This window comes from Synechococcus sp. HK05, from assembly GCF_019104765.1.
In the GTDB taxonomy this organism is placed as follows: Bacteria; Cyanobacteriota; Cyanobacteriia; order PCC-6307; family Cyanobiaceae; genus Vulcanococcus.
This window is the reverse complement of the sequence record NZ_JAHRXJ010000004.1, coordinates 227,221-249,312: the sequence shown is the minus strand read 5'-3', so window position 1 is coordinate 249,312 and position 22,092 is coordinate 227,221. Positions and strand designations below refer to the sequence as shown.

At 65.7% G+C, this 22,092-nt stretch carries 24 protein-coding genes; 9 read left to right on the top strand and 15 right to left on the bottom strand.

All coding sequences use genetic code 11. The features are described from left to right. Positions 1-35: 35 nt before the first annotated feature. Together KUL97_RS04595 and KUL97_RS04590 are read right to left on the bottom strand one after the other, a co-directional pair. Positions 36-224, bottom strand: coding sequence for a hypothetical protein (locus KUL97_RS04595; protein WP_217795793.1), 189 nt, complete (start codon positions 222-224; stop codon positions 36-38). Positions 225-368: 144 nt separating this feature from the next. Next, entirely contained in the window at positions 369-608 is a 240-nt protein-coding gene (locus tag KUL97_RS04590; protein WP_217795792.1) for a hypothetical protein, read from the bottom strand. 182 nt (positions 609-790) lie between these two features. Between KUL97_RS04590 and KUL97_RS04585 the strand changes: the two genes are divergently transcribed. Both KUL97_RS04585 and KUL97_RS04580 read left to right on the top strand, forming a co-directional pair. Continuing rightward, the gene (locus tag KUL97_RS04585; RefSeq protein ID WP_217795791.1) at positions 791-2,959 is read left to right on the top strand and encodes a glutamine synthetase III; all 2,169 of its coding nucleotides are present in this window, start codon (positions 791-793) and stop codon (positions 2,957-2,959) included. Between the two features lie 31 nt (positions 2,960-2,990). Further along, entirely contained in the window at positions 2,991-3,389 is a 399-nt protein-coding gene (locus tag KUL97_RS04580; protein WP_217795790.1) for a tellurite resistance TerB family protein, read from the top strand. Between the two features lie 9 nt (positions 3,390-3,398). Here KUL97_RS04580 and KUL97_RS04575 read toward each other — a convergent pair whose 3' ends face one another. The 3 genes from KUL97_RS04575 to KUL97_RS04565 form a co-directional block, all read right to left on the bottom strand. Next, complete coding sequence (locus KUL97_RS04575) at positions 3,399-3,581, bottom strand: hypothetical protein (protein ID WP_217795789.1); 183 nt, start codon at positions 3,579-3,581, stop codon at positions 3,399-3,401. 87 nt (positions 3,582-3,668) lie between these two features. Then, positions 3,669-3,953 (bottom strand): 2Fe-2S iron-sulfur cluster-binding protein, encoded by a 285-nt coding sequence (locus KUL97_RS04570; RefSeq protein ID WP_217795788.1) that lies wholly within the window; start codon positions 3,951-3,953, stop codon positions 3,669-3,671. Between the two features lie 155 nt (positions 3,954-4,108). Then, positions 4,109-4,471 (bottom strand): AbrB family transcriptional regulator, encoded by a 363-nt coding sequence (locus tag KUL97_RS04565; protein ID WP_217795787.1) that lies wholly within the window; start codon positions 4,469-4,471, stop codon positions 4,109-4,111. 73 nt (positions 4,472-4,544) lie between these two features. Between KUL97_RS04565 and KUL97_RS04560 the strand changes: the two genes are divergently transcribed. Next, a complete protein-coding gene (locus tag KUL97_RS04560) occupies positions 4,545-4,706 on the top strand; it encodes a hypothetical protein (protein ID WP_217795786.1) in 162 nt (53 codons plus the stop codon). Positions 4,707-4,710: 4 nt separating this feature from the next. Here KUL97_RS04560 and KUL97_RS04555 read toward each other — a convergent pair whose 3' ends face one another. Together KUL97_RS04555 and KUL97_RS04550 are read right to left on the bottom strand one after the other, a co-directional pair. Next, a complete protein-coding gene (locus KUL97_RS04555) occupies positions 4,711-5,178 on the bottom strand; it encodes a nucleoside 2-deoxyribosyltransferase (RefSeq protein ID WP_217795785.1) in 468 nt (155 codons plus the stop codon). Continuing rightward, on the bottom strand, positions 5,178-5,561 hold the full coding sequence (locus KUL97_RS04550; protein ID WP_217795784.1) for a phosphoribosyltransferase: 384 nt from the start codon (positions 5,559-5,561) through the stop codon (positions 5,178-5,180). Before KUL97_RS04550 ends, KUL97_RS04555 begins: the two co-directional genes overlap by 1 nt. 97 nt (positions 5,562-5,658) lie before the next feature. Here KUL97_RS04550 and KUL97_RS04545 point away from each other — a divergent pair, with 97 nt between their 5' ends. Next, a complete protein-coding gene (locus KUL97_RS04545; RefSeq protein ID WP_217795783.1) occupies positions 5,659-7,347 on the top strand; it encodes a SulP family inorganic anion transporter in 1,689 nt (562 codons plus the stop codon). A gap of 353 nt (positions 7,348-7,700) precedes the next feature. Here the strand turns inward: KUL97_RS04545 and KUL97_RS04540 are convergent, their stop codons facing one another. From KUL97_RS04540 to KUL97_RS04520, 5 genes are all read right to left on the bottom strand, one after another. Further along, positions 7,701-8,105, bottom strand: coding sequence for a YccF domain-containing protein (locus KUL97_RS04540; protein ID WP_217795782.1), 405 nt, complete (start codon positions 8,103-8,105; stop codon positions 7,701-7,703). Positions 8,106-8,121: 16 nt separating this feature from the next. Beyond that, positions 8,122-8,313 (bottom strand): hypothetical protein, encoded by a 192-nt coding sequence (locus KUL97_RS04535; protein ID WP_217795781.1) that lies wholly within the window; start codon positions 8,311-8,313, stop codon positions 8,122-8,124. Between the two features lie 80 nt (positions 8,314-8,393). Beyond that, entirely contained in the window at positions 8,394-10,880 is a 2,487-nt protein-coding gene (locus tag KUL97_RS04530) for a ligase-associated DNA damage response DEXH box helicase (protein ID WP_217795780.1), read from the bottom strand. After that, on the bottom strand, positions 10,877-12,523 hold the full coding sequence (locus KUL97_RS04525; protein ID WP_217795779.1) for an ATP-dependent DNA ligase: 1,647 nt from the start codon (positions 12,521-12,523) through the stop codon (positions 10,877-10,879). The genes KUL97_RS04530 and KUL97_RS04525 overlap by 4 nt, the downstream gene beginning before the upstream one ends. Further along, the gene (locus tag KUL97_RS04520; protein WP_217795778.1) at positions 12,523-13,572 is read right to left on the bottom strand and encodes a ligase-associated DNA damage response exonuclease; all 1,050 of its coding nucleotides are present in this window, start codon (positions 13,570-13,572) and stop codon (positions 12,523-12,525) included. Before KUL97_RS04520 ends, KUL97_RS04525 begins: the two co-directional genes overlap by 1 nt. Positions 13,573-13,693: 121 nt before the next feature. Here KUL97_RS04520 and KUL97_RS04515 point away from each other — a divergent pair, with 121 nt between their 5' ends. Next, positions 13,694-14,776 (top strand): class I fructose-bisphosphate aldolase, encoded by a 1,083-nt coding sequence (locus tag KUL97_RS04515; RefSeq protein WP_217795777.1) that lies wholly within the window; start codon positions 13,694-13,696, stop codon positions 14,774-14,776. On the opposite strand, the gene nadA is transcribed toward KUL97_RS04515, so the two are convergent. Then, entirely contained in the window at positions 14,773-15,741 is a 969-nt protein-coding gene (gene nadA / locus KUL97_RS04510; protein WP_217795776.1) for a quinolinate synthase NadA, read from the bottom strand. The two genes, KUL97_RS04515 and nadA, sit on opposite strands and share 4 nt — an antisense overlap. A gap of 17 nt (positions 15,742-15,758) precedes the next feature. Here nadA and KUL97_RS04505 point away from each other — a divergent pair, with 17 nt between their 5' ends. The 3 genes from KUL97_RS04505 to KUL97_RS04495 all read left to right on the top strand — a co-directional run bounded on the left by KUL97_RS04505 (position 15,759) and on the right by KUL97_RS04495 (position 18,862). Next, positions 15,759-16,649 carry a TIGR04168 family protein gene (locus KUL97_RS04505; protein WP_217795775.1) on the top strand — a complete coding sequence of 297 codons (891 nt, stop codon included), beginning with the start codon at positions 15,759-15,761 and terminating at the stop codon, positions 16,647-16,649. Continuing rightward, positions 16,643-17,728: a hypothetical protein gene (locus KUL97_RS04500; protein WP_217795774.1), complete on the top strand. Its 1,086-nt coding sequence runs from the start codon at positions 16,643-16,645 to the stop codon at positions 17,726-17,728. Before KUL97_RS04505 ends, KUL97_RS04500 begins: the two co-directional genes overlap by 7 nt. 327 nt (positions 17,729-18,055) lie before the next feature. Beyond that, positions 18,056-18,862, top strand: coding sequence for a glycoside hydrolase family 104 protein (locus tag KUL97_RS04495; RefSeq protein WP_217796032.1), 807 nt, complete (start codon positions 18,056-18,058; stop codon positions 18,860-18,862). Here KUL97_RS04495 and KUL97_RS04490 read toward each other — a convergent pair whose 3' ends face one another. Then, the gene (locus tag KUL97_RS04490) at positions 18,863-19,669 is read right to left on the bottom strand and encodes a TPM domain-containing protein (protein WP_217795773.1); all 807 of its coding nucleotides are present in this window, start codon (positions 19,667-19,669) and stop codon (positions 18,863-18,865) included. A 48-nt stretch (positions 19,670-19,717) separates the two neighbouring features. Between KUL97_RS04490 and KUL97_RS04485 the strand changes: the two genes are divergently transcribed. After that, a complete protein-coding gene (locus KUL97_RS04485; protein ID WP_368656086.1) occupies positions 19,718-20,908 on the top strand; it encodes a class I SAM-dependent methyltransferase in 1,191 nt (396 codons plus the stop codon). Between the two features lie 41 nt (positions 20,909-20,949). Here KUL97_RS04485 and aroB read toward each other — a convergent pair whose 3' ends face one another. Beyond that, positions 20,950-22,068: a 3-dehydroquinate synthase gene (gene aroB / locus KUL97_RS04480; RefSeq protein WP_217795772.1), complete on the bottom strand. Its 1,119-nt coding sequence runs from the start codon at positions 22,066-22,068 to the stop codon at positions 20,950-20,952. Positions 22,069-22,092: the final 24 nt, after the last annotated feature.

Sequence of the window (22,092 nt, the reverse complement as noted above, 5' to 3'; positions counted from 1 at the left end):
GCGTGCGGTGTGAATCCGCACAAAAACACAGCTTGTTATGGAGGTGGTTCGGTTCCTCTTAAGCAGTGGTGCGGCTGATCAATCGATCCCGCGGGCACCAGATCTGTCGTGAGCTTGAGCTCCACATCCACCACACGATGGGCGTGGCCGGCGATGGCTGTGCGTGAGCGTGCAGCGGTCACCGCGCGAATCCGGCTGCGGAATAAACCGCGGGCCACAGGCATCCATCCGTTCTGCCGATGTTCCTCCAGGCGATACATGAATCAGGGCGAACTGTGTCCACCCTGGCCGCGCTGGGGATGCGTTCAAGAATCCTTAATGCCTCACTTGGGATCGATCAACCGTTGTTCACGCAGGTTGCTGCAGCTTCATGGTGCCAACACCCGTGACCATCCGTAGCTGCTGAGGTAAATGGAGAACGCCTGGGCATCCGCCAACGACCGCAGCGAAACCTGTTCGACCACTTTGCGCTCGCCATTGTGCTGCTGCACTTCATGGCAGGCCTTGAACAGCAGATTGGCGGCTTGGTAGATCACCCACTGGCCCCGATAGGGGGTTTGCTTGTGGATCAGGGTTGCAATCGCGGGATCCTTGTACAGCAGAGCCATGATGTGTTGCCGAAGATACCGAATGCTGGGGTTCGGTTGATGGGTTTCAGCATTCCTTGGAAGCTCGATTCCGCTGTGTGCCGATCGCTACAGAGGTTGATCTTTCTGGTTTTCTGGTAGCGATTGATGCTTGGGAGGGGCCCCTCTGGCCCGTTAGGTGGTGTCACGTGCATCACATATTCATGCCCAGTCAGCCGCGTCTTCAGGCACTCGACACCATCCTGGGTCGCCCGCCGGCACCGGTTTCCGCGCCTGCTCCGCTGGAGGAGCTCTGGGCCAGTGATGTGTTCAGCCTGGAGGCGATGAAGTCGGCACTCCCCAAGCCGGTGTTCAAGTCGCTGCAGCGCACCATCACCCATGGCGGCAAGCTCGACACCTCGGTGGCGGATGTGGTGGCGCAGGCGATGAAGGCCTGGGCCACACGCAGAGGCGCTCTCTACTACGCCCACGTTTTTTATCCGCTCACCAACCTCACCGCTGAAAAGCACGATGGATTCATTGCCCCCCAGGGCGATGGCTCGGTGATCAGTGAATTCACGGGCAAGCTCCTGGTGCAGGGCGAGCCGGATGGTTCCTCCTTCCCCAATGGCGGCATCCGCTCCACCTTTGAGGCCCGTGGCTACACGGCCTGGGATGTGACCAGCCCGGCCTACCTGATGCAGACGCCGAATGGCATCACGCTCTGCATCCCCACCGTGTTCGTGTCGTGGACCGGTGAGGCGCTCGATAAGAAAACCCCCCTGCTGCGCTCCAATGCGGCGATGGATCGCCAGGCGCGGCGCCTCCTCACGCTGCTGGGCGAAACCGAGATCGCCCGTGTGAATTCCAGCTGCGGTGCTGAGCAGGAGTATTTCCTGGTGGATTCCGCCTTCACGGCGTTGCGCCCCGATCTGCAGTTAGCGGGCCGAACCCTGTTCGGTGCACCCCCTGCCAAGGGTCAGCAATTCGATGACCACTACTTCGGTGCCATTCCTGAACGGGTGCAGGTGTTCATGCAGGCGGTGGAGCATCAGCTTTACCGCCTGGGGATTCCCGCCAAAACGCGCCACAACGAAGTGGCTCCGGGGCAATTTGAAATTGCGCCCTTCCACGAGGCGGCCAATGTGGCCACCGATCACCAGCAGCTGATCATGACCGTGCTCAAGGCCACGGCTAAGCAGCACGGGTTCACCTGCCTGTTGCATGAAAAGCCCTTTGCCGGTGTGAACGGCAGTGGCAAGCATGTGAATTGGTCGATCGGCAACAGCACCCAGGGCAACCTGCTCGATCCCGGCAGTACACCTCACGAGAACCTTCAATTCCTGCTGTTCTGTGGGGCAGTGATCCGGGGCGTGCATTGCTATGGCCCGCTGATGCGCGCTGCCATCGCCACCGCCAGCAACGATCACCGCCTCGGTGCCAATGAAGCCCCGCCGGCCATCATTTCGGTGTATCTCGGCAGCCAGCTCGAGGACGTGTTCCAGCAAATCCGCAGCGGCAGCCTGCAGGGTTCCGCCAAGGCGGCCTTGATGTCACTGGGGGTTGACACCCTGCCCGAGCTCAATAAGGACCCCGGCGATCGCAACCGCACCTCGCCCTTTGCCTTCACGGGCAATCGTTTTGAATTCAGGGCGGTGGGCTCTGGCCAGTCGGTGGCGGGCCCGCTAGTGGTGCTCAACACGATCCTGGCCGATTCGATCGAATGGATTGCTGACCAGCTGGAGCAGCTGTTGCACACCGGATTGCCGCTCGAAGAAGCAGCCTTTGCCGTGCTGAAGCAAACCATGGAAGCCCATGGCGCTGTGGTGTTCGGCGGTGATGGCTATTCAGCCGAGTGGCATCGCATTGCCGTGGAGGAGCGGGGGCTGGAAAACCTGCGCACCAGCGCCGATGCTTTGCCGGTGTTGAAGCGGCCGGCGATCCGCGAGCTGTTCGAGCGCACCGGTGTGTTGTCGCCTGTTGAACTGGAGAGCCGGTTTGAGGTGTATGCCGAGCAATACATCCTCGCCATTGAGGTAGAAGCCAAATTGGTGCTGCGCATTGCCAGAACCCAGATCTATCCGGCGGTGATGGCCGCTTTAGAGCAGCTCGCGCAATCAATCGCCTCCCAGGAAGCCCTGGGCTTGCCGGTTGATCGCAGCCAGGTTGAGCAGATCGCGCAGCTCTGCCAGCAGTTGCTCAGCAGCTGCCAGGCCCTGGAATCCGATCTGGCCGCTGCGGGTGGGGATGTGGATGCTCACCTCCGCCACTGCGCCGATGCCCTGCTTCCTCGCATGGGCGCGGTGCGCTCGGCTGTGGACGCCCTTGAGCTCCTGGTGGATGACGCGCTCTGGCCGTTGCCCACTTACCAGGAGCTGTTGTTCCAGCGCTGAGCGCTGTTTCTGTTGTTCTGTTGTGATGCCGATGGAGCCCTCCACCGCCTTTGCTGCGATTGCCCTCGCGGCCGTGTTCTGGGATGGCCGCCTCACCATGGCGGGATCCCGGGCGCTGCGCCATTCCCTCGACTATCGCAAGCCCTTCAACAGTTACGACGACGCCACGATGGTGGCCCTGATGGACACGCTGGTGGCTGAGCTCCGCCTCAAGGGGGCTCAGCACATGATGGTGGAGGCAGCCGAAGTGCTGAAGCCTGATCAGCGGATGACGGCCTTCGCGGTTGCCGCTGAGATCATGCGCTCAGATGGCCGCTATGAGCAGGATGAACTCAACATCCTCAACCACCTCGCCAGCGTGCTTCATCTCAGTGATGACTACACCTTTGAGGTGATGCGGGTGATGGATGCGCTCCACTCCGATCTTTGAGGGAGCGCATCACCAGCAGGTGGTGACGTAGTGCACCAGGTCGCCGCTCAGGGGGCGCCGGCCTCGGATGGCCGCCGCCTGTTGCCCTTCGGCGGTGGCTTGGCTGAACTGGGCCATGGCTGCAGGCGGCTGCACACCTTGTGCTTCGAGCCCCGGCTGGGGCTCTTGGTTGGTGGCGCTGGGCTGAACCATGGGTGTTCTTCACTGGCTCGACCCTATGGATCAGACCAGCCGCCCTCAGGTGACAATCGCTACAGAAATCGGTGCGCGCTGGTCTGGTCAGATCAGTTCTTCTTCTGCATTGGGGCGGATCGTGCAGTCGCTGGTGGGGTAGCTCACGCACAGCAGGGCGTAGCCCTGGCTGATCTGCTCATCATCGAGATACGACTGATCCTGTTGATCCACGCTGCCGGATAGCAACTTGCCTGCGCAGGTGCTGCAGGCGCCGGCTCGGCAGGAGTAGGGCAGGTCAATGCCCTGCTCATCGGCGGCATCAAGGATATAGGCGTCGTCAGCGCATCTGAAGCTTTCGCCGCTTTCCAGGGTGATGGTGTAGGTGGCCATGGTGCGAGGAGCTTTGTCTTGGCTTCATGCTGAGTCGCCTGCACCCACCCTGATGTGCTTGGTACTACAGCCTCGCGGGCTTGCTGGAACGCGGCCAACAAAAAAGCCCCGGCAATCACCGGGGCTTGGTTGGAGCTGAGGGCCGATCTCGGCAATCACTCCTCTTCGGTGGCGCCAGCGGGGATCAGCTTGATTTGCTTGCGACCCAGTTTGATTTCAAACTCGTCGCCCGGCTTGAGGTCGAGCATGGCGGTGTAAGCCTTGCCGATCAGCAGGTTGCCGTTGCCTTGCACAGTGGCGGTGTAGCTCAGCTTGCGACCGCCTTTGCCGCGGCCCACGCCATCGTTGCCGAGGCTGAGACCTTTGGCTTCCAGAAGAGCTTCGTAGAAGGCGGTGAAGTTCAGACGCTCGCCACCATCATTTTTGGTGCTCACATAGCCGCAGCTGCGCACCAGGTCGGATTTGGACACGTCGCCAAGTTCTTTAACCTTGGCCAGCAGATCAGAGCCGGTGAGCATGGATCAGAATTGAATCAATCCAACAATAACGCTCAGCCGGTTCAGCGCCATCCCCTTACCCCGGATCTTTGTCATGTTTCTGATCGCCTGCCTCTCGATCCTGCCGCTGCTCCTGATCGCCTACTACACGATTCAACGCACCGTGGGTCATCACAGCCGCCAGGAAACCCGCCACATGATTCAGGACATGGTGGTGGAGGCCATGAACAAGCACGACCAAGACTTCGACGATTGACGCCTTAGCGGCTGCTGATCCAGCGCATCAGCGCTTTGGAGGGATCGCTCAAGTCGTCGATCGAGCCATAGAGCCAGTCCTGCCATCCCTGTTGCGGCAGACCACTGAACACCATCAGGTTGAGGGGGTAGTCCTCGGAATCACTGCAGCGGCGGAAGTCGTCGCGGTAGAGAAACACCGGCTTGCCCAGGGCAATCGCTGCCCCCAGCTCCAGCATCACCCCTTCATCCGGTGGTGTGCCATTCACGATGGCGAGCAGGGCATCCGCATCGCGCACATCCTGCAGATCGGCCTGGGCCACCCGCCAGGCCCAGCCTGGCTGCGCTAGATCCACCTGGCCATTGCGGCTGAAGGGTTCCCATACCTCCACGCCGATCTGCTCCAAGGCGGTGATGAAATCCGGCAACAGCCGTGCCCGCCAATGGGGCGAAAAGCCATAGGGCGAGGCCAGGTAAAGGCTGGGGCGTCGCATCAGCGAGAAGCGCGATAGAGCTGTTCATCGGCCGCTGCAGCTGCAGCGTTTTCCCAAGGAAACACAATCCATTCGCGCGAGTCGGTCACCTCCACCGCCTGCCACCACTGCGGCTGGGCTTTGCTCACCCACACCACCGTTGTGCAGCCCGCCAGCTCTCGATAGGGAGCCAGAGTGAGTCCCGTTTCATACACGTCGTCCACCAGCAGACACCCCGGTTCCGGCGCGCTCAGCAGCGGTAGCTCCAGCCTGTGACTGAGGCACACCGCCAGCACCAGCCCGCCGCGGGGAATGCCGTGGATGCCGCTGAAGTTCTGTCCATGGCAGCGGTCGGCGATCGCGGCCACCGCTTGATCGAACTCGTGCCAGCTCAGGGTGCGCATCGCTTGTTTATTCGCCGTCGCACTCTCGCAACAGCGGCGTGGCCCTTGTTGCACCGATGGAGGCGATTGGTCACCGTGTGACCAACAGCAGCTGTTCATGCGCTCTCCGTTTCGCGAACCACCGCAGCGGCGCATCTGGCGCCTCAGCAGCACCTGGAGCCGTGGTTGGTTGAACCATTGGCGTGGTGATCTCGCCGGTGGTGTCACTACTGCTGTGGTGGCGCTTCCTCTGGCGATGGCCTTCGGGGTGACCTCCGGAGTGGGCGCTATTGCTGGTTTATACGGCGCGATTGTGCTCGGCTTCCTGGCGGCTCCCTTCGGTGGCACACCAGCGCAGGTGTCGGGTCCCACCGGGCCGATGACCGTGATCATGGCCGGGATCATCACGGCGATGGTGGGCCGTTATGGCCCGGAGAGCGGGCTGGCGATGGCCTTCACCGTGGTGCTCGTGGCCGGTGCGTTGCAGGTGCTGTTTGGCCTGCTGCGCCTGGGGCAATACATCGTGCAGATGCCCTACTCCGTGGTCTCGGGCTTCATGTCGGGCATCGGCGCCATCGTGGTGCTCCTGCAGCTGCCCGTGCTGCTGGGCCTGGATCTGAGTGGTTCGATCCCCACGATTCTTGGGGCGTTGCCAGCGGAACTGCATCACGTCAATGGCCTGGCGCTGCTGGTGGGCGGGCTCACCTTCGCGCTGGTGCATTGGTATCCGCGGCGTTGGAGCCACTGGCTGCCTGCTCCGCTGGCGGGCCTGCTGCTGGTCACGGCCCTCAGCACGTTGCTTCCGCCGGATGCCTTGCCGCGACTGGGGCCGATTCCACAGGGATTGCCCACGCTGCGCTGGCCGCAGCTGCGCCTGGATGACCTTCGCCTCCTGGGCGGCTATGCGATCACCCTGGCGGTGCTGGGTTCGATCGATTCGCTGCTCACCTCTCTGGTGGCGGACAACATCACCCGCACGCAACACCGCTCCGATCGCGAGCTGGTGGGGCAGGGCATCGGCAACATGGCCTGCGCTCTCGTGGGTGGTCTGCCCGGCGCCGGCGCCACCATGCGCACCGTTACCAACGTCCAGGCCGGCGGCCGCACCCCCCTTTCGGGCATGGTGCACGCCGTGGTGCTGCTGGCGGTCACCCTCGGCGCTGGACCGCTCGCCTCGGTGATTCCCCTGGCGGTGCTCGGAGGAATCCTGCTGCACGTGGGCCTCGAGATCATCGACTGGAACTTCCTGCGCCGTGCCCCGCGTCTCTCCTGGAAAGCCACGGGCCTGATGTGGCTGGTGCTGGTGCTCACCGTGTTCTGGGACCTGGTGACGGCGGTGGTGATCGGTGTGTCGATCGCCAACATGGTCACGATCAAGGACCAGGCCGATGCCCTGCAGCGCGCCAGCCGGCGGGTGGCTGGCGGCGACGACCTGAGTGCCCTCAGCCTGCGCGAGCAGGCGTTGTTGCAGCAGGCCGGCAGTGGTGCGGTGCTGCTCAGCCTGGAAGGGCCCCTGAGCTTTGGTGCCAGCCGTTATCTCACCCAGTTGCTCACTGACAGTGATGTGTACGCCTGTCTTGTGCTGGATCTCACGGCTGTGAGCCACCTCGGCGTGACGGCCTCCCTGGCCATCGATGCCCTTTGCCGCGATGCCTCGCAGCAGGGCCGCCGCGTGTTGATCGTGACTCCCCAGCCCCTTTACCGGGAGCGTCTCACGCGCTTCGGGGTGAACCGGTTCGAAGGTGTGAACTTCTGCCCTAGCCGCCTGGTTGCCCTGGAGCAGGCTGGCTCTCGCGCCAATACATGAGGTCGTTGGCACGGTGCAGGCCTGTCACGGTCTGGCAAACACCTTCACGGGTGCACACCCGGTAATAGCCGCCCTCGAGGGCTTCGATCGTGGATCCCCGTGGTGTGCGGACCACCAGCCGTTTGTTTGCCTCGCCCATCGCGCCACCTCCTGTTCCACCTCTAGCCCAGCCGGGGCCTTGCGCTGAGCACCACGAGGCTGAGATGGGCGACCGCGCGACCAACCGACAACACGGCCAGACCGATGCAGAGCGGGCAGTGCAGAACACTCATGGGGCCAGCATTGATGAGATCGCCCGGGTTGGCGTGAAACCTGTGGAAAGTTCACCGGCCGCGTGGCCGTGTCTGAACCGGTCAGCGGCGCGTCGGAACCACGGTCATGCCCACCGGTGCCAGGGCGATCAGCGCCAGCTTGATGTGCTGAATGCCAAAGGGGATGCCAATGATCGTGACGAAGCAGGCCAGGGCCGATGCCAGATGCCCGATCGCCAGCCACCAGCCGGCCACCAGAAACCACACCACATTGCCCAGCAGGCCCAACGCTCCTGTGCCCAGATCACCGCGGCCATGAAGCTCGCGCCGGTTCACGGCCTCCTGCCCAAATGGCCACAGGGCAAAGGAGCCGATCACAAAGCAGCTGCGCGCCCAGGGCAATCCCACGATCGTGATCGCGCACACCAGGCCTGCCAGCCACCAGCCAAGCGCCATCACCAGGCCGCCCAGCACCACCCAGAGAACGTTCAAAAGGGCGCTGATCATGGCGACGACGTTGTGTTCAGGCGGCCTCCCGGTGTTCTAGATCAGCCAATAGATCAGCCAACGGTGCGGCGAAGCTGGGGTTGCTGGTGCGGCGCAGGGGCCAGCGGCGCAGCCACACGTGATCGCTGTCGGGATCCACGTTCAGCACTTGATAGGTGCCGCTGGGCCGCGAGCGCAGGCTCACGAAACTGCCGGGTTGGATCGTCATCCCCGTTCCCCTGGACTCATGCATCCAATCAGGCGATGCAGCCCGTTGTAAGGATTTGTGTCGAGCTGCTGACGGCTGGCTCAAGCCTCGGCACGGGTGGCTTCTGCAATCAAGCGCTGCACCCGATCCAGCAGCGATTCATTGCTCAGGCGGCTGTTCAGCCGTTCAACCAGCAGTGGGAACGCCAGCGGCCCTGGCCGAGCGATCCGTTCCACCCGCCAGGTGCTGCCGGCCAGGCGTTCGAGCGCTGAACGCAGCCGGTGCTGCTCCAGCTGCTCATCGAGCACTTCCCGCCGCGCCTGCTCCAGCAGCAGGCTGCCCGGCTCATGCTTTTGAAACACGTCAAACAACAAGGCGGCACTGATCTGCAGCTGGCCGCCGGTTTTGTTCTGGCCGGGCATCGCCTGGCTGATCAGCCCGCTCACCTGGGCAATGGCCCGAAAGCGGCGCCGGCAGAGTTCAGAGAAGTTCAGCGCCTGCTCGAGATCCGATTCGAGGTGCTCGAGATCGAGCAAGTCGTCGCCGTGGAGATCGAGCAACGCTTCAAAGGGGTACGTCTTCGGGGCCAGCAGTTCAAAGCCGTAGTCGTTCACCGACACCGTGATCGTGCTGGCTTGATGCCGCGCCAGGCGCCAGGCCCAGAGAAAGCCGATGCCCTCATGCACAAACCGCCCTTCAAAGGGATACACAAACAGGTGGCTGCCCTCGCGGCTGCGGCACAGCTCCACGAGCAATTGATCGCTGCGGGGTAGCCCGGAGAGGTTGGCCTGGCGCTCCAGCAGCGGCTCCAGCGCTTGCAGTTCCGGTGTGTCGAGCCGGGCCTCGCCGGCCAGGGCCTGCGCACAGCGATCCACCTCGTCGCGCAGGTGGCGGCTCAGTAGATCGGAGAGGGCCATCTGGCCCCCGGCCCAGGCGGGCACCGTGGCGCTTTTTTTGCTGGTGGCTTTCACCTGGGCTGTCATCTCCCGCAGCCTTACGAATTCCAGCTGGCGGCCGGCGAAGAAGAACACATCGCCGGGTTTGAGCCGCCCGATGAAGGCCTCCTCCACGTGGCCGATCACCGCTCCACGCACAAACCGCACGGTCACCGAGCGATCTGCGGTGATCGTGCCGATGTTGAAGCGATGCAGGCGCGCGATCGTTTTGTCGAGCACCCGGTAGCGCCAGGGCTCCCCCTCGGCGGCTGGTTCGTCGCTGTCGAGCCTGCAGCGCACAAGCTTGCGGTAGCGGGGATAGGCCGTCAGGCATTCGCCGCCGTGCTCGAGAAAGGCCAGGCACCACTGCCATTGCGCGTCGCTGAGCTGGCGGAAGCTCCAGCTCTGGCGCACGGTGGCCAGCTCCTGCTGCGGAATGAAGCCTGCCCCGCAGGCCAGGCTGGTGAGGTGCTGCAGCAAGACATCGAGCGGCAGTTGGGGCGGACGCCGGTGCTCCACCAAGCCGTTCTCCAGCCCCCGGCGCATGGCGCTCACCTCTAGCAATTCGAGGGCGTTGGTTGGCATGAACAGCACCTGGGACGTGCCGCCGGGGCAGTGGGCGCTGCGGCCGGCCCGTTGCAGCAGCCGGGCCAGATTTTTGGCGCTGCCGATCTGCACCACCCGCTCCACAGGCTGAAAATCCACCCCCAGATCCAGGGAACTGGTGCACACCACCCAGCGCAGCTCTCCGGCTTTCACCCGGGCTTCGATGGCCTCGCGCTCGGCCCGATCGATGGCGCTGTGGTGCAGCGCCAAGGCCCCATCCATCTCTGGGCAGGCAAAGCGCAAACACTGATGCCAGCGTTCTGCCTGGTTGCGGGTGTTGGTGAACAGCAGGGTGCTCACCCCCGGCTCCAGCCCCGCCACCAGCTCCTCATACATGCGCAGCCCCAGGTGCCCGCCCCAGGGGAACCCATCAATCGACTCGGGCAGAAGGGAGCGGATCGCGGTGGCGCGCTCGATGCTTGCGGTGATGATCCGCGGCGCTGCAGCGCCGGCGCCCACGGCGGCCTGGGCCGCCTCCTCGAGGTTGCCGATGGTGGCGCTGATCGCCCAGGTGCGCAGCTGGGGCCGCTGCCGCCGCAACCAGCTCAGGCAGAGCTCCGTTTGCGTGCCGCGTTTGCTGCCCATGAGCTCGTGCCATTCATCGAGCACCACCGCCTGCAAGCGCGCAAACAGCTCCGGTGCCTTGGCATTAGCCAGCAGCACGCTTAGGGATTCCGGCGTGGTGATCAGGATTTCGGGTGGTTTGCGCAGTTGCTTGCTGCGTTCGTGGGTGCTGGTGTCGCCATTGCGGATCGCCACCCGCAGGGGCCAGCCCATGGCACTGATTGGCTGCTCGATCGCCAGGGCAAGATCGCGGCTCAAGGCCCGCAGCGGCGTGATCACCAGGAGCTGCAATCCGCCGGGCGCCGCCAGCATCTCGGCGATCGGGCCCATCACAGCCGCATAGGTTTTGCCGGAGCCGGTGGGCACCTGCAACAGGCCGCTGTCGCCATCGAGGTAGGCGTCCCAGCTCTGGCGTTGAAACGCCATCGGCGTCCAGCCCTGCTGCGCAAACCAGGCTTCGATCGGTGCCAGCGGCGCGCTCATGCCTGCTGCTCCATCAGCGCCCGGGCACTGGCCAGGGAGTCGGCCTCGGCGGCGGGCTTATCGCGGCGCCAGCGGCTGATGCGCGGGAAGCGCACGGCGAAACCGCATTTGTGGCGCTTGGAGGGTTGGATGCCTTCAAAGGCCAGCTCAAACACCTGGAGCGGCTCCACGGCCCGCACGGGGCCGAACCGCTCGGTGGTGTGGGCTCGGATCCAGCGATCCAGCTCCTTGATCTCGGCGTTGTCGAGGCCGGAGTAGGCCTTGGCGAAGGTCACCAACGCACCGTCGCCGTTCCAGAGGCCAAAGCTGTAGTCGGTGTAGAGGTTGGCGCGCTTGCCGCTACCGGCCTGGGCATAGAGCAGCACCGCATCCAGCCGCAGGGGCTCGAGCTTGTGTTTCCACCAGCTGCCCCGTTTGCGTCCCACCAGATAGGGCGAATCAAGCGCCTTCAGCATCAAGCCCTCCGCCCGGTGGGCGCGCGCCTGTTCACGCAGGGGCTCCAGCTCGCTCCAGCGGCTCAGCCGGTGCGCCGGCGACAAACGCAGCCGCTCGCGCACGCCGGCTTCGGCCTTGAGCACCCACTGCTCCAGCAGCTGCTCCAGCTGCCGTCGCCGCTGTTGCAGCGGTTGTTGGCGCTGGTCGACCCCCTGATGCTCCAGCAGGTCGTAGGCCACGAAGGCGGCAGGGCACTCGTTCTGCAGCGAACGGCTGGGTGATTTGCGCCCGAGTCGCCGCTGCAGGCTGGCGAAGGGTTCCGGCTGCTCGCTGCCGCTCTGCCACACGATCACCTCCCCATCGAGCGCCGTTCCCAGCGGCAACTGCTCCGCCAGGGCGATCAGTTCGGGGAAGGCCTCATTGATCAACTCCTCGCCCCGGCTCCACAGGCTGCATCCGCCGGCCCGGTGGATCAGCTGGCCGCGAATCCCATCCCATTTCCATTCCAGTTGCCAGCTCTCGGGGGAGGAGCTCTCCAACTGCCCTGGCTCCAGGGGGCTGGCCAGGAAAAACGGATAGGGCCGGGCGGCGAGGTCGTCGCCGTGCTCAGCGGGGGCCGTGAGGCTGGCGAAGCTGGCGGCGCTGGGTTCAAAGCCGCCCATCAGCCGATGGGCCACCAGGGCTTCCTCCAGATCGGCGCTGCGGGACAGAGCCCTGGTGACCAACCCTGTGGACACACCGACGCGGAAGCCACCGCTGAGCAGCTTGTTCACCAGCAGCAGGTGATCCCCTTCCAGCCCGCGCCAGCAAGCCTCCACCGCTGCAGCCTGCTCCTCGCCCTGTAACCCCGCCAACGCGGGCAGGGTGCTGGTCATCCAGTGGCTGAGGGTCTGCTGCGGTTGCCCAGCACCTCGGACACCCTCAGGGGGGTGTTGCTGCCAGAGCAGGGCCACGGTTTCCGCTGAATCCCCCACCTGAGCGTGGCAGGCCTCGAACAACCACTCCGGCAGTTGCGTGGCCGCCAGGCAGATCTCCCGCAAGCGCCGCCCGGTGATCAGCCGCCGCCGGCGTTTCCCCAGCAGCAGGGCCAGGGCCCAGGCCGCATCAGCTGGCTCGGCGCTGCGGAAATAGGTCTCCAGCGCGTCGAGCTTGGCACTGGTGCTGCCGGTGCCATCGAGCTGACGGAACAGGGCGGCGAACGGCTCCATCAGGCCTGCTCCTGAGGCGCCACCGCTGCGGTGTCGTCATCGTCGAAGCGCTCGGCTTCGAAATGCCCCTCGAGCGGTTCGGCGTTGATCCCCTCCACCTCGCGCAGATAGCGCGCCAACACCGCGCTCTGGCCGTGGGTCACGTACACCTGCTGCGCTTGGCTCTCGCCCACGCTTCGCAGCAGGCCGGCCCAATCGGCGTGATCGCTCATCACAAAGCCTTTGCCGTAGCCGCGCCGGCGCCGCGCTCCCCGCACGGCCATCCAGCCGCTCACGAAGCCGTTCTGGGCTTTGGCAAAACGGCCGAGTCCGCGGCTGCGGTGCGCTGCCGGCGGGGCGATCAGCAACCGCCCCGCCAGATCAGCACCCCGCTCCAGCTGGGCCAGGGGTCGGCTGGGCGGCATCGCCACGCCGGCCTCCAGATACGGCGCCATCAAACGCTCCACGGCGCCATGCAGCAGCACCTCATCGCGGACGCCGAGGCGATACAGCTCCGCCAGCACCCGCTGTGCCTTGCCGAAGGCGTAGCAGAACAGCACCGAGGGGCGATCCGGTGCGCTGCGCCACCACTGCAGGATCTCGGCGGCCACCGCTGCGCCGCTCTGCCAGCGGTAGATCGGGAGTCCGAAGGTGGCTTCGCTGATCATCACGTTGGCCTGCACCGGCTCGAAGGGTGCGCAGCTGGGATCAGCGCAGCGTTTGTAATCGCCGCTCACCAGCCAGCTTTCGCCGCCGGCTTCCAGGCGGATCTGGGCGCTGCCGAGCACGTGGCCGGCCGAATGAAACGACACGCGGGCATCGCCGATCCGGTGCAGCTGGCCGTAGTCCACAGGTAGGAGCTTGATCTCGGCGCCCAGGCGCTCCCGCAGGATTCCCTCGCTGCTCCCAATGGCCCAGTACTCACCGCAGCCCGGCCTGGCGTGATCGGCATGGGCGTGGGTGATCAGGGCGCGGGGCACCGGCCGCCAGGGATCGATCCAGGCCTTGGCCGCCGGGCAATAGAGCCCTTCAGGGCTGAGCTGCAACAGGCCGCCGGGGGCAAGGGGCATCGGCGGCGGGCGCAGGGCGTCAGCGCCCAAGTATCACCAGCCGTGCCGCGCCACTGCGGCGCCGGGTTGACGCCGCCTCCTCCCGTCCCTAGCCAAGGGTTGACACTGCTGGCCCGCCCCCATGGCCCTCAACGATTTCCGCGATGAGCTCGCCGCCACGGCGGCAGCCCTGGCGGCGCCGGGCACGGGCCTGCTGGCGGCCGATGAATCCACCGGCACGATCGGCAAACGCTTTGATGCCATCGGCCTGGAGAACACCGAGGAGCACCGCCGCGCCTATCGCAGCTTGCTGGCCACCACAGACGGCCTCAGCGAGCACATCTCCGGCGTGATCCTCTACGAGGAAACCCTCTTCCAGAACAGCACTGCTGAGGCCGGTGGCGGGCCGATCGTGGCGCTGTTTCAACAGCAGGGCATCGTTCCCGGCATCAAGGTGGATCAGGGGGTGGAACCCCTGGCCGGCGGAGTGGCCGGCGAAAGCTGGTGCACTGGCCTCAAGGGACTGGCGGAGCGGGCTGCTCGCTACTACGAACGCGGGGCCCGCTTCGCCAAATGGCGTGCGGTGCTGCAGATCAGTGGCAATGGCGCCCCCTCGGAGCTGGCGGTGCGCGAGAACGCCTGGGGCCTGGCTCGCTACGCCCGAACCGTGCAGGAGCAGGGTCTGGTGCCGATCGTGGAGCCCGAGATCCTGATGGATGGCGACCACGACATCACCACCACGGCCTCGGTGCAGGAATGGGTGTTGCGCACCACCTATGAAGCCCTGGCGGTGAATGGGGTGTTTCTCGAGGGCAGCCTGCTCAAGCCCTCGATGACCTGCGCCGGCGCCGCGTGCTCCCAGCAGCCCTCCGCCGAGGAGGTGGGCGCCTTCACCCTTCGCACCCTCAGCCGCACCGTGCCTGCCGCCGTGCCGGCGATTCTGTTTTTGAGCGGCGGCCTCAGTGAGGAAGATGCCAGCCTCTGCCTCAATGCCATCAATCAGGCCGCTGCCCAGAGCTACGTCCCCTGGCATCTGGGCTTTTCCTACGGCCGCGCTCTCCAGCACTCCTGCATCAAGCACTGGGGCGGGAAGGATCTGGCCGCTGGTCAGGCGGCGCTGCTGGCCCGCGCCCGTGCCAACGGCGCAGCCAGCCAAGGTCAATACGTGGCTGGATCGGAGCCGTCGGACGATGCCAGCCTGTTTGTGGCCAACTACAGCTACTAGCGGCTCATCGCCAGCATCTTTTCGATCGGTGCCAGCGCCCGCTGTCGCATCGCCTCATCCAGCTCGATCTGTGGCGCCATGTCGGTGAGGCATTGCCACAGCTTTTCCAGCGTGTTGAGGCGCATGTAGGGGCAGGCGTTGCAGCTGCAGCCGTCGGCACCCGGCACCTCATAGAACGCTTTGCCGGGCACGGCCTTGCGCATCTGATGCAGGATCCCGGGCTCGGTGAGCACGATGAAGCTGGTGGCTTCGCTGGCCTCCGAGCGGCGCAACAGGGCGCTGGTGGAGCCGATGAAATCAGCGTGATCGAGCAGGTGCTGCTGGCACTCCGGGTGAGCGAGCACCTCAGCTCCGGGGTGCTCGAGCTTCAATTGCAGCAGCGCCTGCTCGCTGAAGGTTTCATGCACGATGCAGCTGCCGGGCCAGAGGGTGAGCTCGCGGCCGCTCTGGCTCTGCACCCAACGGCCGAGGTTCTGATCCGGGGCAAACAGGATCGGCTGATCGGCGGGGAGCTGTTTCACCAGATCCACGGCGTTGCTGCTGGTGCAGATCAGGTCGCTTTGGGCCTTCACCGCCGCTGAGCAATTGATGTAGCTCACCACCAGGTGCTCGGGGTGCTCAGCGCGGAAGGCGGCGAAGGCATCGGCGGGGCAGGCATCGGCGAGGGTGCAGCCGGCCTCGAGATCCGGCAGCAGCACCGCTTTCTCCGGGCTGAGGATCTTGGCCACCTCCGCCATGAAATGCACGCCGCAGAACACGATCACGTCGGCGTCGGTGGCGGCGGCCTTGCGTGAGAGTTCGAGCGAATCGCCGATGAAATCAGCGATGTCTTGAATCTCAGGCTCCTGGTAGTAGTGCGCCAGGATCACGGCGTTGCGCTGCCGCTTTAGCTCGGCGATCGCCGCCGGCAGCTGCGCGTGGGGCGGGCAACCGCCGGTGGTGTTCTGGGCAGCCGCGAAAACCAAGGACCAGGCCCTACCTGATGCAGGATGGCGTGAGCCTAGGCATCCGTTTGGCCGAGCTCCGCATCGCCATCGCCGGAGATCTGCATGGGCAATGGGACGCGGTGGATGAACAGCTACTTGAGCAGCTCAGCCCCGATGCGCTGCTGGTGGTGGGCGATCTCAGTGATGGCCAGGTGCGGATCCCGGCACGGCTGGCCCAGTTGCCCCTGCCCCTGGCCTGCATCCTCGGCAACCACGACACCGGTCGCGATGCCAGTGGCCGCACGCTGCAGCGCCAGCTCGACGCCCTGGGAGATCGGCACTGCGGTTGGGATCTGCGTGAACTCCAGCCCCCGGGCCTCGCTGTGGTGGGTGGTCGCCCCGCCAGCGCCGGTGGCGGCTTTCACCTCAATCAAGCCGCCCAGGCCGTGTTTGGTCCCACCACCCTGCAAGAGTCCGCCGCGCGGATCAGTGCCGCGGCTCTGCGGGCCGATCCCAGCCTGCCGCTGATCCTGCTGGCCCATTGCGGACCCAGTGGTCTGGGCAGTGCTGCCGCTGATCCCTGCGGCCGTGATTGGAAAGCCCCGGCCTGCGATTGGGGGGATCAGGATCTCGCCCTGGCGATCGATCAGATCCGCCGCCATCGGCCCCTGCCCCTGGTGGTGTTCGGGCACATGCATCACAGGCTCAAGCGGGGCCAGGGAGAGCGGCTCAGCTACTGCGTGGATCGAGCCGGCACGGCCTACCTCAATACGGCCTTTGTGCCGCGCCATAGCCATGATGAGCAGGGCCAGCCCCTGCGCCATTTCAGTTGGGTGGTGTGGCGCGATGGGCAGCTTCAGGAGATCAGCCATCGCTGGTATGGCCCGGCTGGCGACCTGCGCTACCGCCAGACCCTGATGCGTGCCGCGGAGTTGCAGGCGTGCTGATTTACGCCTGCGTGAGCGGCCATGGCTTTGGCCATGGATCACGGGTGGCGGCGGTGCTCACGGCCTTGCATCAGCAGCGCCCCCACTGGCGCTTGGTGCTCTCCACCCCGCTGGCGCCGGCTTTTCTGCAGCTGGCGTTTGGGCCGGTGCCCTTTGAGCAGCGCCCCTGCCGCTGGGATGTGGGCGTGATCCAGGCGGATGCCCTCGGTGCCGATGCCGCGGCCACCCTGGCGGCTTTGGAGCAGCTCGAGCAGCGCCTCCCAGCTCAGCTTGAGGCCGAGCTGGCCTGGCTGCGGGCCCAGCGGGAGCCGGTGCTGGTGCTCGGCGATGTGGCGCCGGCTGCGGCATCCCTGGCTGCAGCTCTTGATGCACCGTTGGTGTGGATGGCCAACTTCGGCTGGGATGCGATCTACAGGCCCATGGGCGGGGCCTTCAGGGGCTGGGCCGATCGGGCGCTTAAGGCCTACCGGCGAGGGAACGCCCTGATTCGCTGCCCCTTCTCCATGCCGATGGATTGGGATGTGCCCGCCACTGCAGTGGGCCTCACACCAGGGCGGGCGCGCTTCGGGCCTGAGGGTCTGCGCGCTCGGCTGCAGCTCACGGCGCCCCGCGAGCAGTTGGTGTTGGTGGGCTTTGGCGGTCTGGGGTTGGCCTTGGCGCCTCAGCTGCTGCAGCGCTGGCCGAATCATCACTTTCTGGTGAGTGATGCCGCACTGGCGGCCGCGCCCAACGCCACGCTGATTCCCCCCGATCTGCGCCCTCTGGAGCTGATGCCGCTCTGTAGCCGCCTGCTCACCAAACCGGGCTACAGCACCTTCTGTGAGGCGCTCGCCGCTGGGATCGGCGTGCACCTGGTGCGACGAGAGGGTTTCGCGGAGGCGCCTGTACTGGAGGAGGCCCTGCAGCGGCATGGATGGCACCGCCTGCTCAGCCGTGAGCAGCTGGAGCAGGGCGATTGGCAACTCGATCAGCCGCTGCTGCAGCCCAGCGCACAGGCGTTGCCGGCCGATGGCGCCGACCAAGCAGCTGCTGTGATTTTGGCTACAGCGAGCCGCGCAAATGCAGCCGGCAATCGATAGGAACTGTGCGGCGAGTTGCCGTACAAAACTCAGTGCCTGAGGCTGATTTGAATCCGTTGAGCGGGTTCTTAATGATGGTAGACGCTTTTTGCGCTGGCACGAGTGAGCTTTCCTTGGTTTGGTTAGTGAGGCAAACTCACCGCATCAAATGCTAGTCGCACCAGCGAATTCTTTTCAGAAAGCTTCTGCCTGACTGGTTGTTTGGTGCTTTGCGTGCAATTCCTTGAATTGTCGCGTCTTGATCATCGATCAAGGGCTCCGCAACGGTCGTTGCTTTGTGGGTGTTAAGCGCCTGCGGGGCCTGTTGTTCACCACTTGATTCGTTTGCTGTTCACTTCATCTCGGGTTCGTGCCAAGCGCGTTGCGCTGATTGGCCTTGGCTTCTCCCTGCTTGGCGCCGCTGTCAGTGCGCCAGCTCGCGCTGAATCCCAGGGCCATGGTCTGGTTGCAGCCAGGCCCGCGCCCCCGCTTGAGCTGGGCCGCCCTCGCTCTCAGCTGGCCATGCTCAACGTGAGCGATGGACCATCGGCCCTGGATCGCTTCTTTCGCTATGCCCTCACGCCTGAGCGGCGTGCCCTGTTGAACACCATTCGCTACGCCGAAGGCACCTGGGCCCGCGGTCACGATGTGGGTTACCGGATCATGTTTGGTGGTGGCCTGATGCCCGGCCTCGACCGCCATCCGGATCGGGTTGTGTCCACCGGTCGCTACGCCAGTGCAGCGGCTGGCGCTTACCAATTCATGCCGTTCACCTGGGCTCTCGCCAGCCGCAGCCTCCGGCTGCAGGGCTTTGGCCCTGAAGTGCAGGATCAGGCAGCCCTGTTTCTGATTCAACGCCGTGGGGCGCTGCACCTGGCGGATCAGGGCATGTTCACCCCGCATCTGGCCGCCAAGCTGGCTCCGGAGTGGGCCTCGTTCCCCACCCTGGCTGGCCGGAGCTATTACGGCCAGCCGGTGAAGCGCTATGTCGCCCTGAAGGCCTTCTACGAAGCCAATCTGGCCGAATTGCGCGCCCTGGCTGGTGTCACCGCCCCGGTGGCTGAAGAGCCGGCCTGCGAGCCGGTGGATTCCCTGCGGTGCCGCCTGGAGAGGCTCGACCGCGTCGGCCCCCGCAGCGTGGCTCAGGGCGTGTGATCAGCTCTCACTGTCTTTGAGGCGCTGCTTGCCAACGGTGTTCTGAGCGATCAGGTAGGAGGCCACGATGGCGCCCACAAACCCGAGCGCGTTCCGCAGCAACGGCAGCAGGTCGGGCGTGCGGGTGATGATCGGTGCAATGCCAAACACGCCGAAGAGGATCACCCACAGGGGTGAGAGCAGCAGCACCCAGGCCCACTCCACCGTGTGTTCAGGCTTGCGGGGGTAGGCGGCGAAACCCACGATCACTCCGCCCAGAATGGAGGTGGCCAGGGTGAGCAGCCATTGCTCCTGGGGGAGGCCGGGCACCACCTGGCAGCCACCGATCTCAAGGCAGCCCTTCACCGTGTGCAGAGAATCGAGAATCGAGGCGTCCTGGCCGTGATCGCGCACGTAGTACACGTTGCCGAAGCGCGTCTGCAGCTCCACCCAGTAGGTGCGTGGCATCAGCGCGAAGAGCGCATCCCCCACGTTGAAGTTGAGCAGGTTGCCGCCGCGCTCATCAGCGATCAGCAGCAGGCTGCGCTCATCGAGCCCCCAGAAGTCCTTCACCGCAAGACCCGGCGTGCGGTCGTACTGGGTGAGCACCCGCAGCTTCCAGCCGCTCACGGCTTCGAAGTCATCGAGTTCGGCTTCCAGGGCGGCGCGCTGGTTGTCGGTGAGGATCTTCGCCAGATCGATCACCGGGGTGGGGTGATCGGGCAGCAGATCGGGGTTGTCGTAGGCGAGGGCCGGCGCGGCACCCAAGCCCAGCAGCAGCACCAGGCCGATCACCACTCCTGCGAGCCTGCTGATCACTCGATTCATGGCGCCTGCTTCAGTGGCGAGCATTCTCCCTCAACCTCTCGCCCCGTCGTGAGCCCTGCCGCCACGCCCTCGCACCCCGCTCCCGCCTGGCTGGAGCAGCGCCTGCGCGCGGCGGGTGGCTCGGTGCCGTTTCTCACCTACATGCAGTGGGCCCTCCACGATCCCGAGCACGGCGCCTACGGCGCGGGCCGGCTGCAGGTGGGCCCCCGCGGCGATTTCGCCACCTCCCCCTCCCTCGGCCCTGATTTCGCTGAACTGCTCGCTCCGCAGATCGCCCAATGGCTGGAGGCCCTGCCCGGCGCAGAACCCCTGGCCCTGGTGGAAGCCGGCCCCGGCGAGGGCGATCTGGCCCTGCAACTAGCTCAGGCCCTGCAGCGCCAGTGGCCCCAGCTGGCGGCGCGCACGGAGCTCGTGATGGTGGAGCCCAATGCCGGCATGGCCGCGCGTCAGCGGGCCCGACTGGCGGATGCACCCCTGCCCTGCCGCTGGCTAAGTTTCGAGCAGCTGGCGGAGCAGCCAGTGCGCGGCGTGCTGCTGGCCCATGAAGTGCTCGATGCCCTGGCGGTGGAGCGGATTGAGTGGGACGGCGCCCTCTGGCGCCGCCAGCGGGTGGCCCTGCACGAGGACCCTGCGGCAGGGCCCTCGCTGCGGCTCGAGCCCGGCGAACCCCTGGAGCCCCACGTGGCTGAGCAGCTCGAGCCCCTCGGGTTGGTGCCGGCCGGCGCGCAGCGCCAGAGCGGCTGGTGCACCGAGCTCCATCCCGGCCTTGGCCCCTGGCTGCAGCAGGCGGCCTCAGCCCTCAGCGATGGGGCGTTGCTGGTGATCGATTACGCCCATGAGGCCTGGCGCTACTACGGGCCCCAGCGCAGCAACGGCACCCTGATGGCTTACCGGCAGCAGCAGGCCAGCAACGATCCACTGCTCGAGCCGGGCCACTGGGATCTCACCGCCCACCTCTGCATCGAGAGCCTGGAGGCGGGCGCGGGTGCTTCCGGCTGGCGCAGCCTCGGCCACCGCCGCCAGGGTGAAGCACTGCTGGCGCTCGGGCTCGCGCAGCGCCTACACGGTCTGCAGCAGCAGAGCGGCGTACCCCTTGATGCGTTGCTCAGTCGGCGGGAGGCCATGCTGCGCCTCGTGGATCCTCATGCGTTGGGTGATTTCCGTTGGCTGGCTTTTCAGCGGCAGGGCTCGACATCGCCGCCGCCGGCCTTGTTTCTTCAGGACCCACCCATGGCTTGAGGAGATCGCCCGGGCGGTGCGTTCGATCAGCTGATGGCTGTTCAGCGGCAGCGCTCCAGGGCGGCGAGCACCTGCTCGCCGCTCACATCGCTGCGAATCTCCACCGTGCCGAGGCTGGTGGGCAGCACGAAGCGCACCGTGCCGTCGCGCACCTTCTTGTCGCCCTGCAGGCACGCAAGCACGGCCTCTGGCTCCAGCTCTGGCCAGCGCACCGGCAGGCCTGCGGCGGCGATCACCGCCCGCTGGCGCTGCTGATCCTCCGAACTCCACAGGCCCAGCTCCAGTGCCAGCTCTCCGGCGGCCACCATCCCGATCGCTACGGCTTCGCCGTGCAGGTAAGTGCCGTAGCCGCAGAGCGCTTCCACCACATGGCCCAGGGTGTGGCCGTAGTTGAGGATCGCCCGCAGCCCGCCCTCGCGCTCATCGGCGGCCACCACGCGGGCCTTGGCGGCTGCGGAGCGCTCCAGGACGCTCTGCAGCAGCTCGGCAGGCAGGCTGGCCATCGAGCTCAACCGCTCACCGGACGCCTCCAGCTCCTCAAACAGCGCGGCATCGCCGATCACGCCGTATTTGATCACTTCCGCCATGCCGGCCCGGAACTCGCGCTCCGGCAGGGTCTGCAGCGTGTCGGGGTCGATCAGCACCAGCCGCGGCTGGTGGAAGGCACCGATCAGGTTCTTGCCGCCGGGATGGTTCACCCCCGTTTTGCCGCCGATCGAGGCATCCACCATCGCCAGCAGCGTGGTGGGCACCTGCACCGCGGCGATACCCCGCAGCCAGGTGGCGGCGGCGAACCCCGCCATATCGCCCACCACACCGCCGCCCAGGGCCACGATCAGAGAGCCGCGCTCCAGCTTGCGCGCGAAGGCCGTGTCGTGGATCTGCGCCACGGTGGCCGGTGTTTTCTGATCCTCCCCGGCCTCAATGACCAGCACGCTGGCGTTGAAGCCCGCGGCCTCAAGACTGCGCAACGCCGTGGCGCCGTAGTGCTCGTTCACCACCGGGTTGGTGACCACCAGCACCTTGGTGCCGGCTTTGATGCCTTGCGCCCCGATTTGTGCCCCGAGCGTCTGCAGGGCTCCCTCGCCAATCACCACCGGATAGGGATTGGTGGAGAGCGCCACCTCGATGGTGCGGATCGCGGCGGCCGTGGCGCTCATGGAACAACGCTTCTGTCGCCTGAG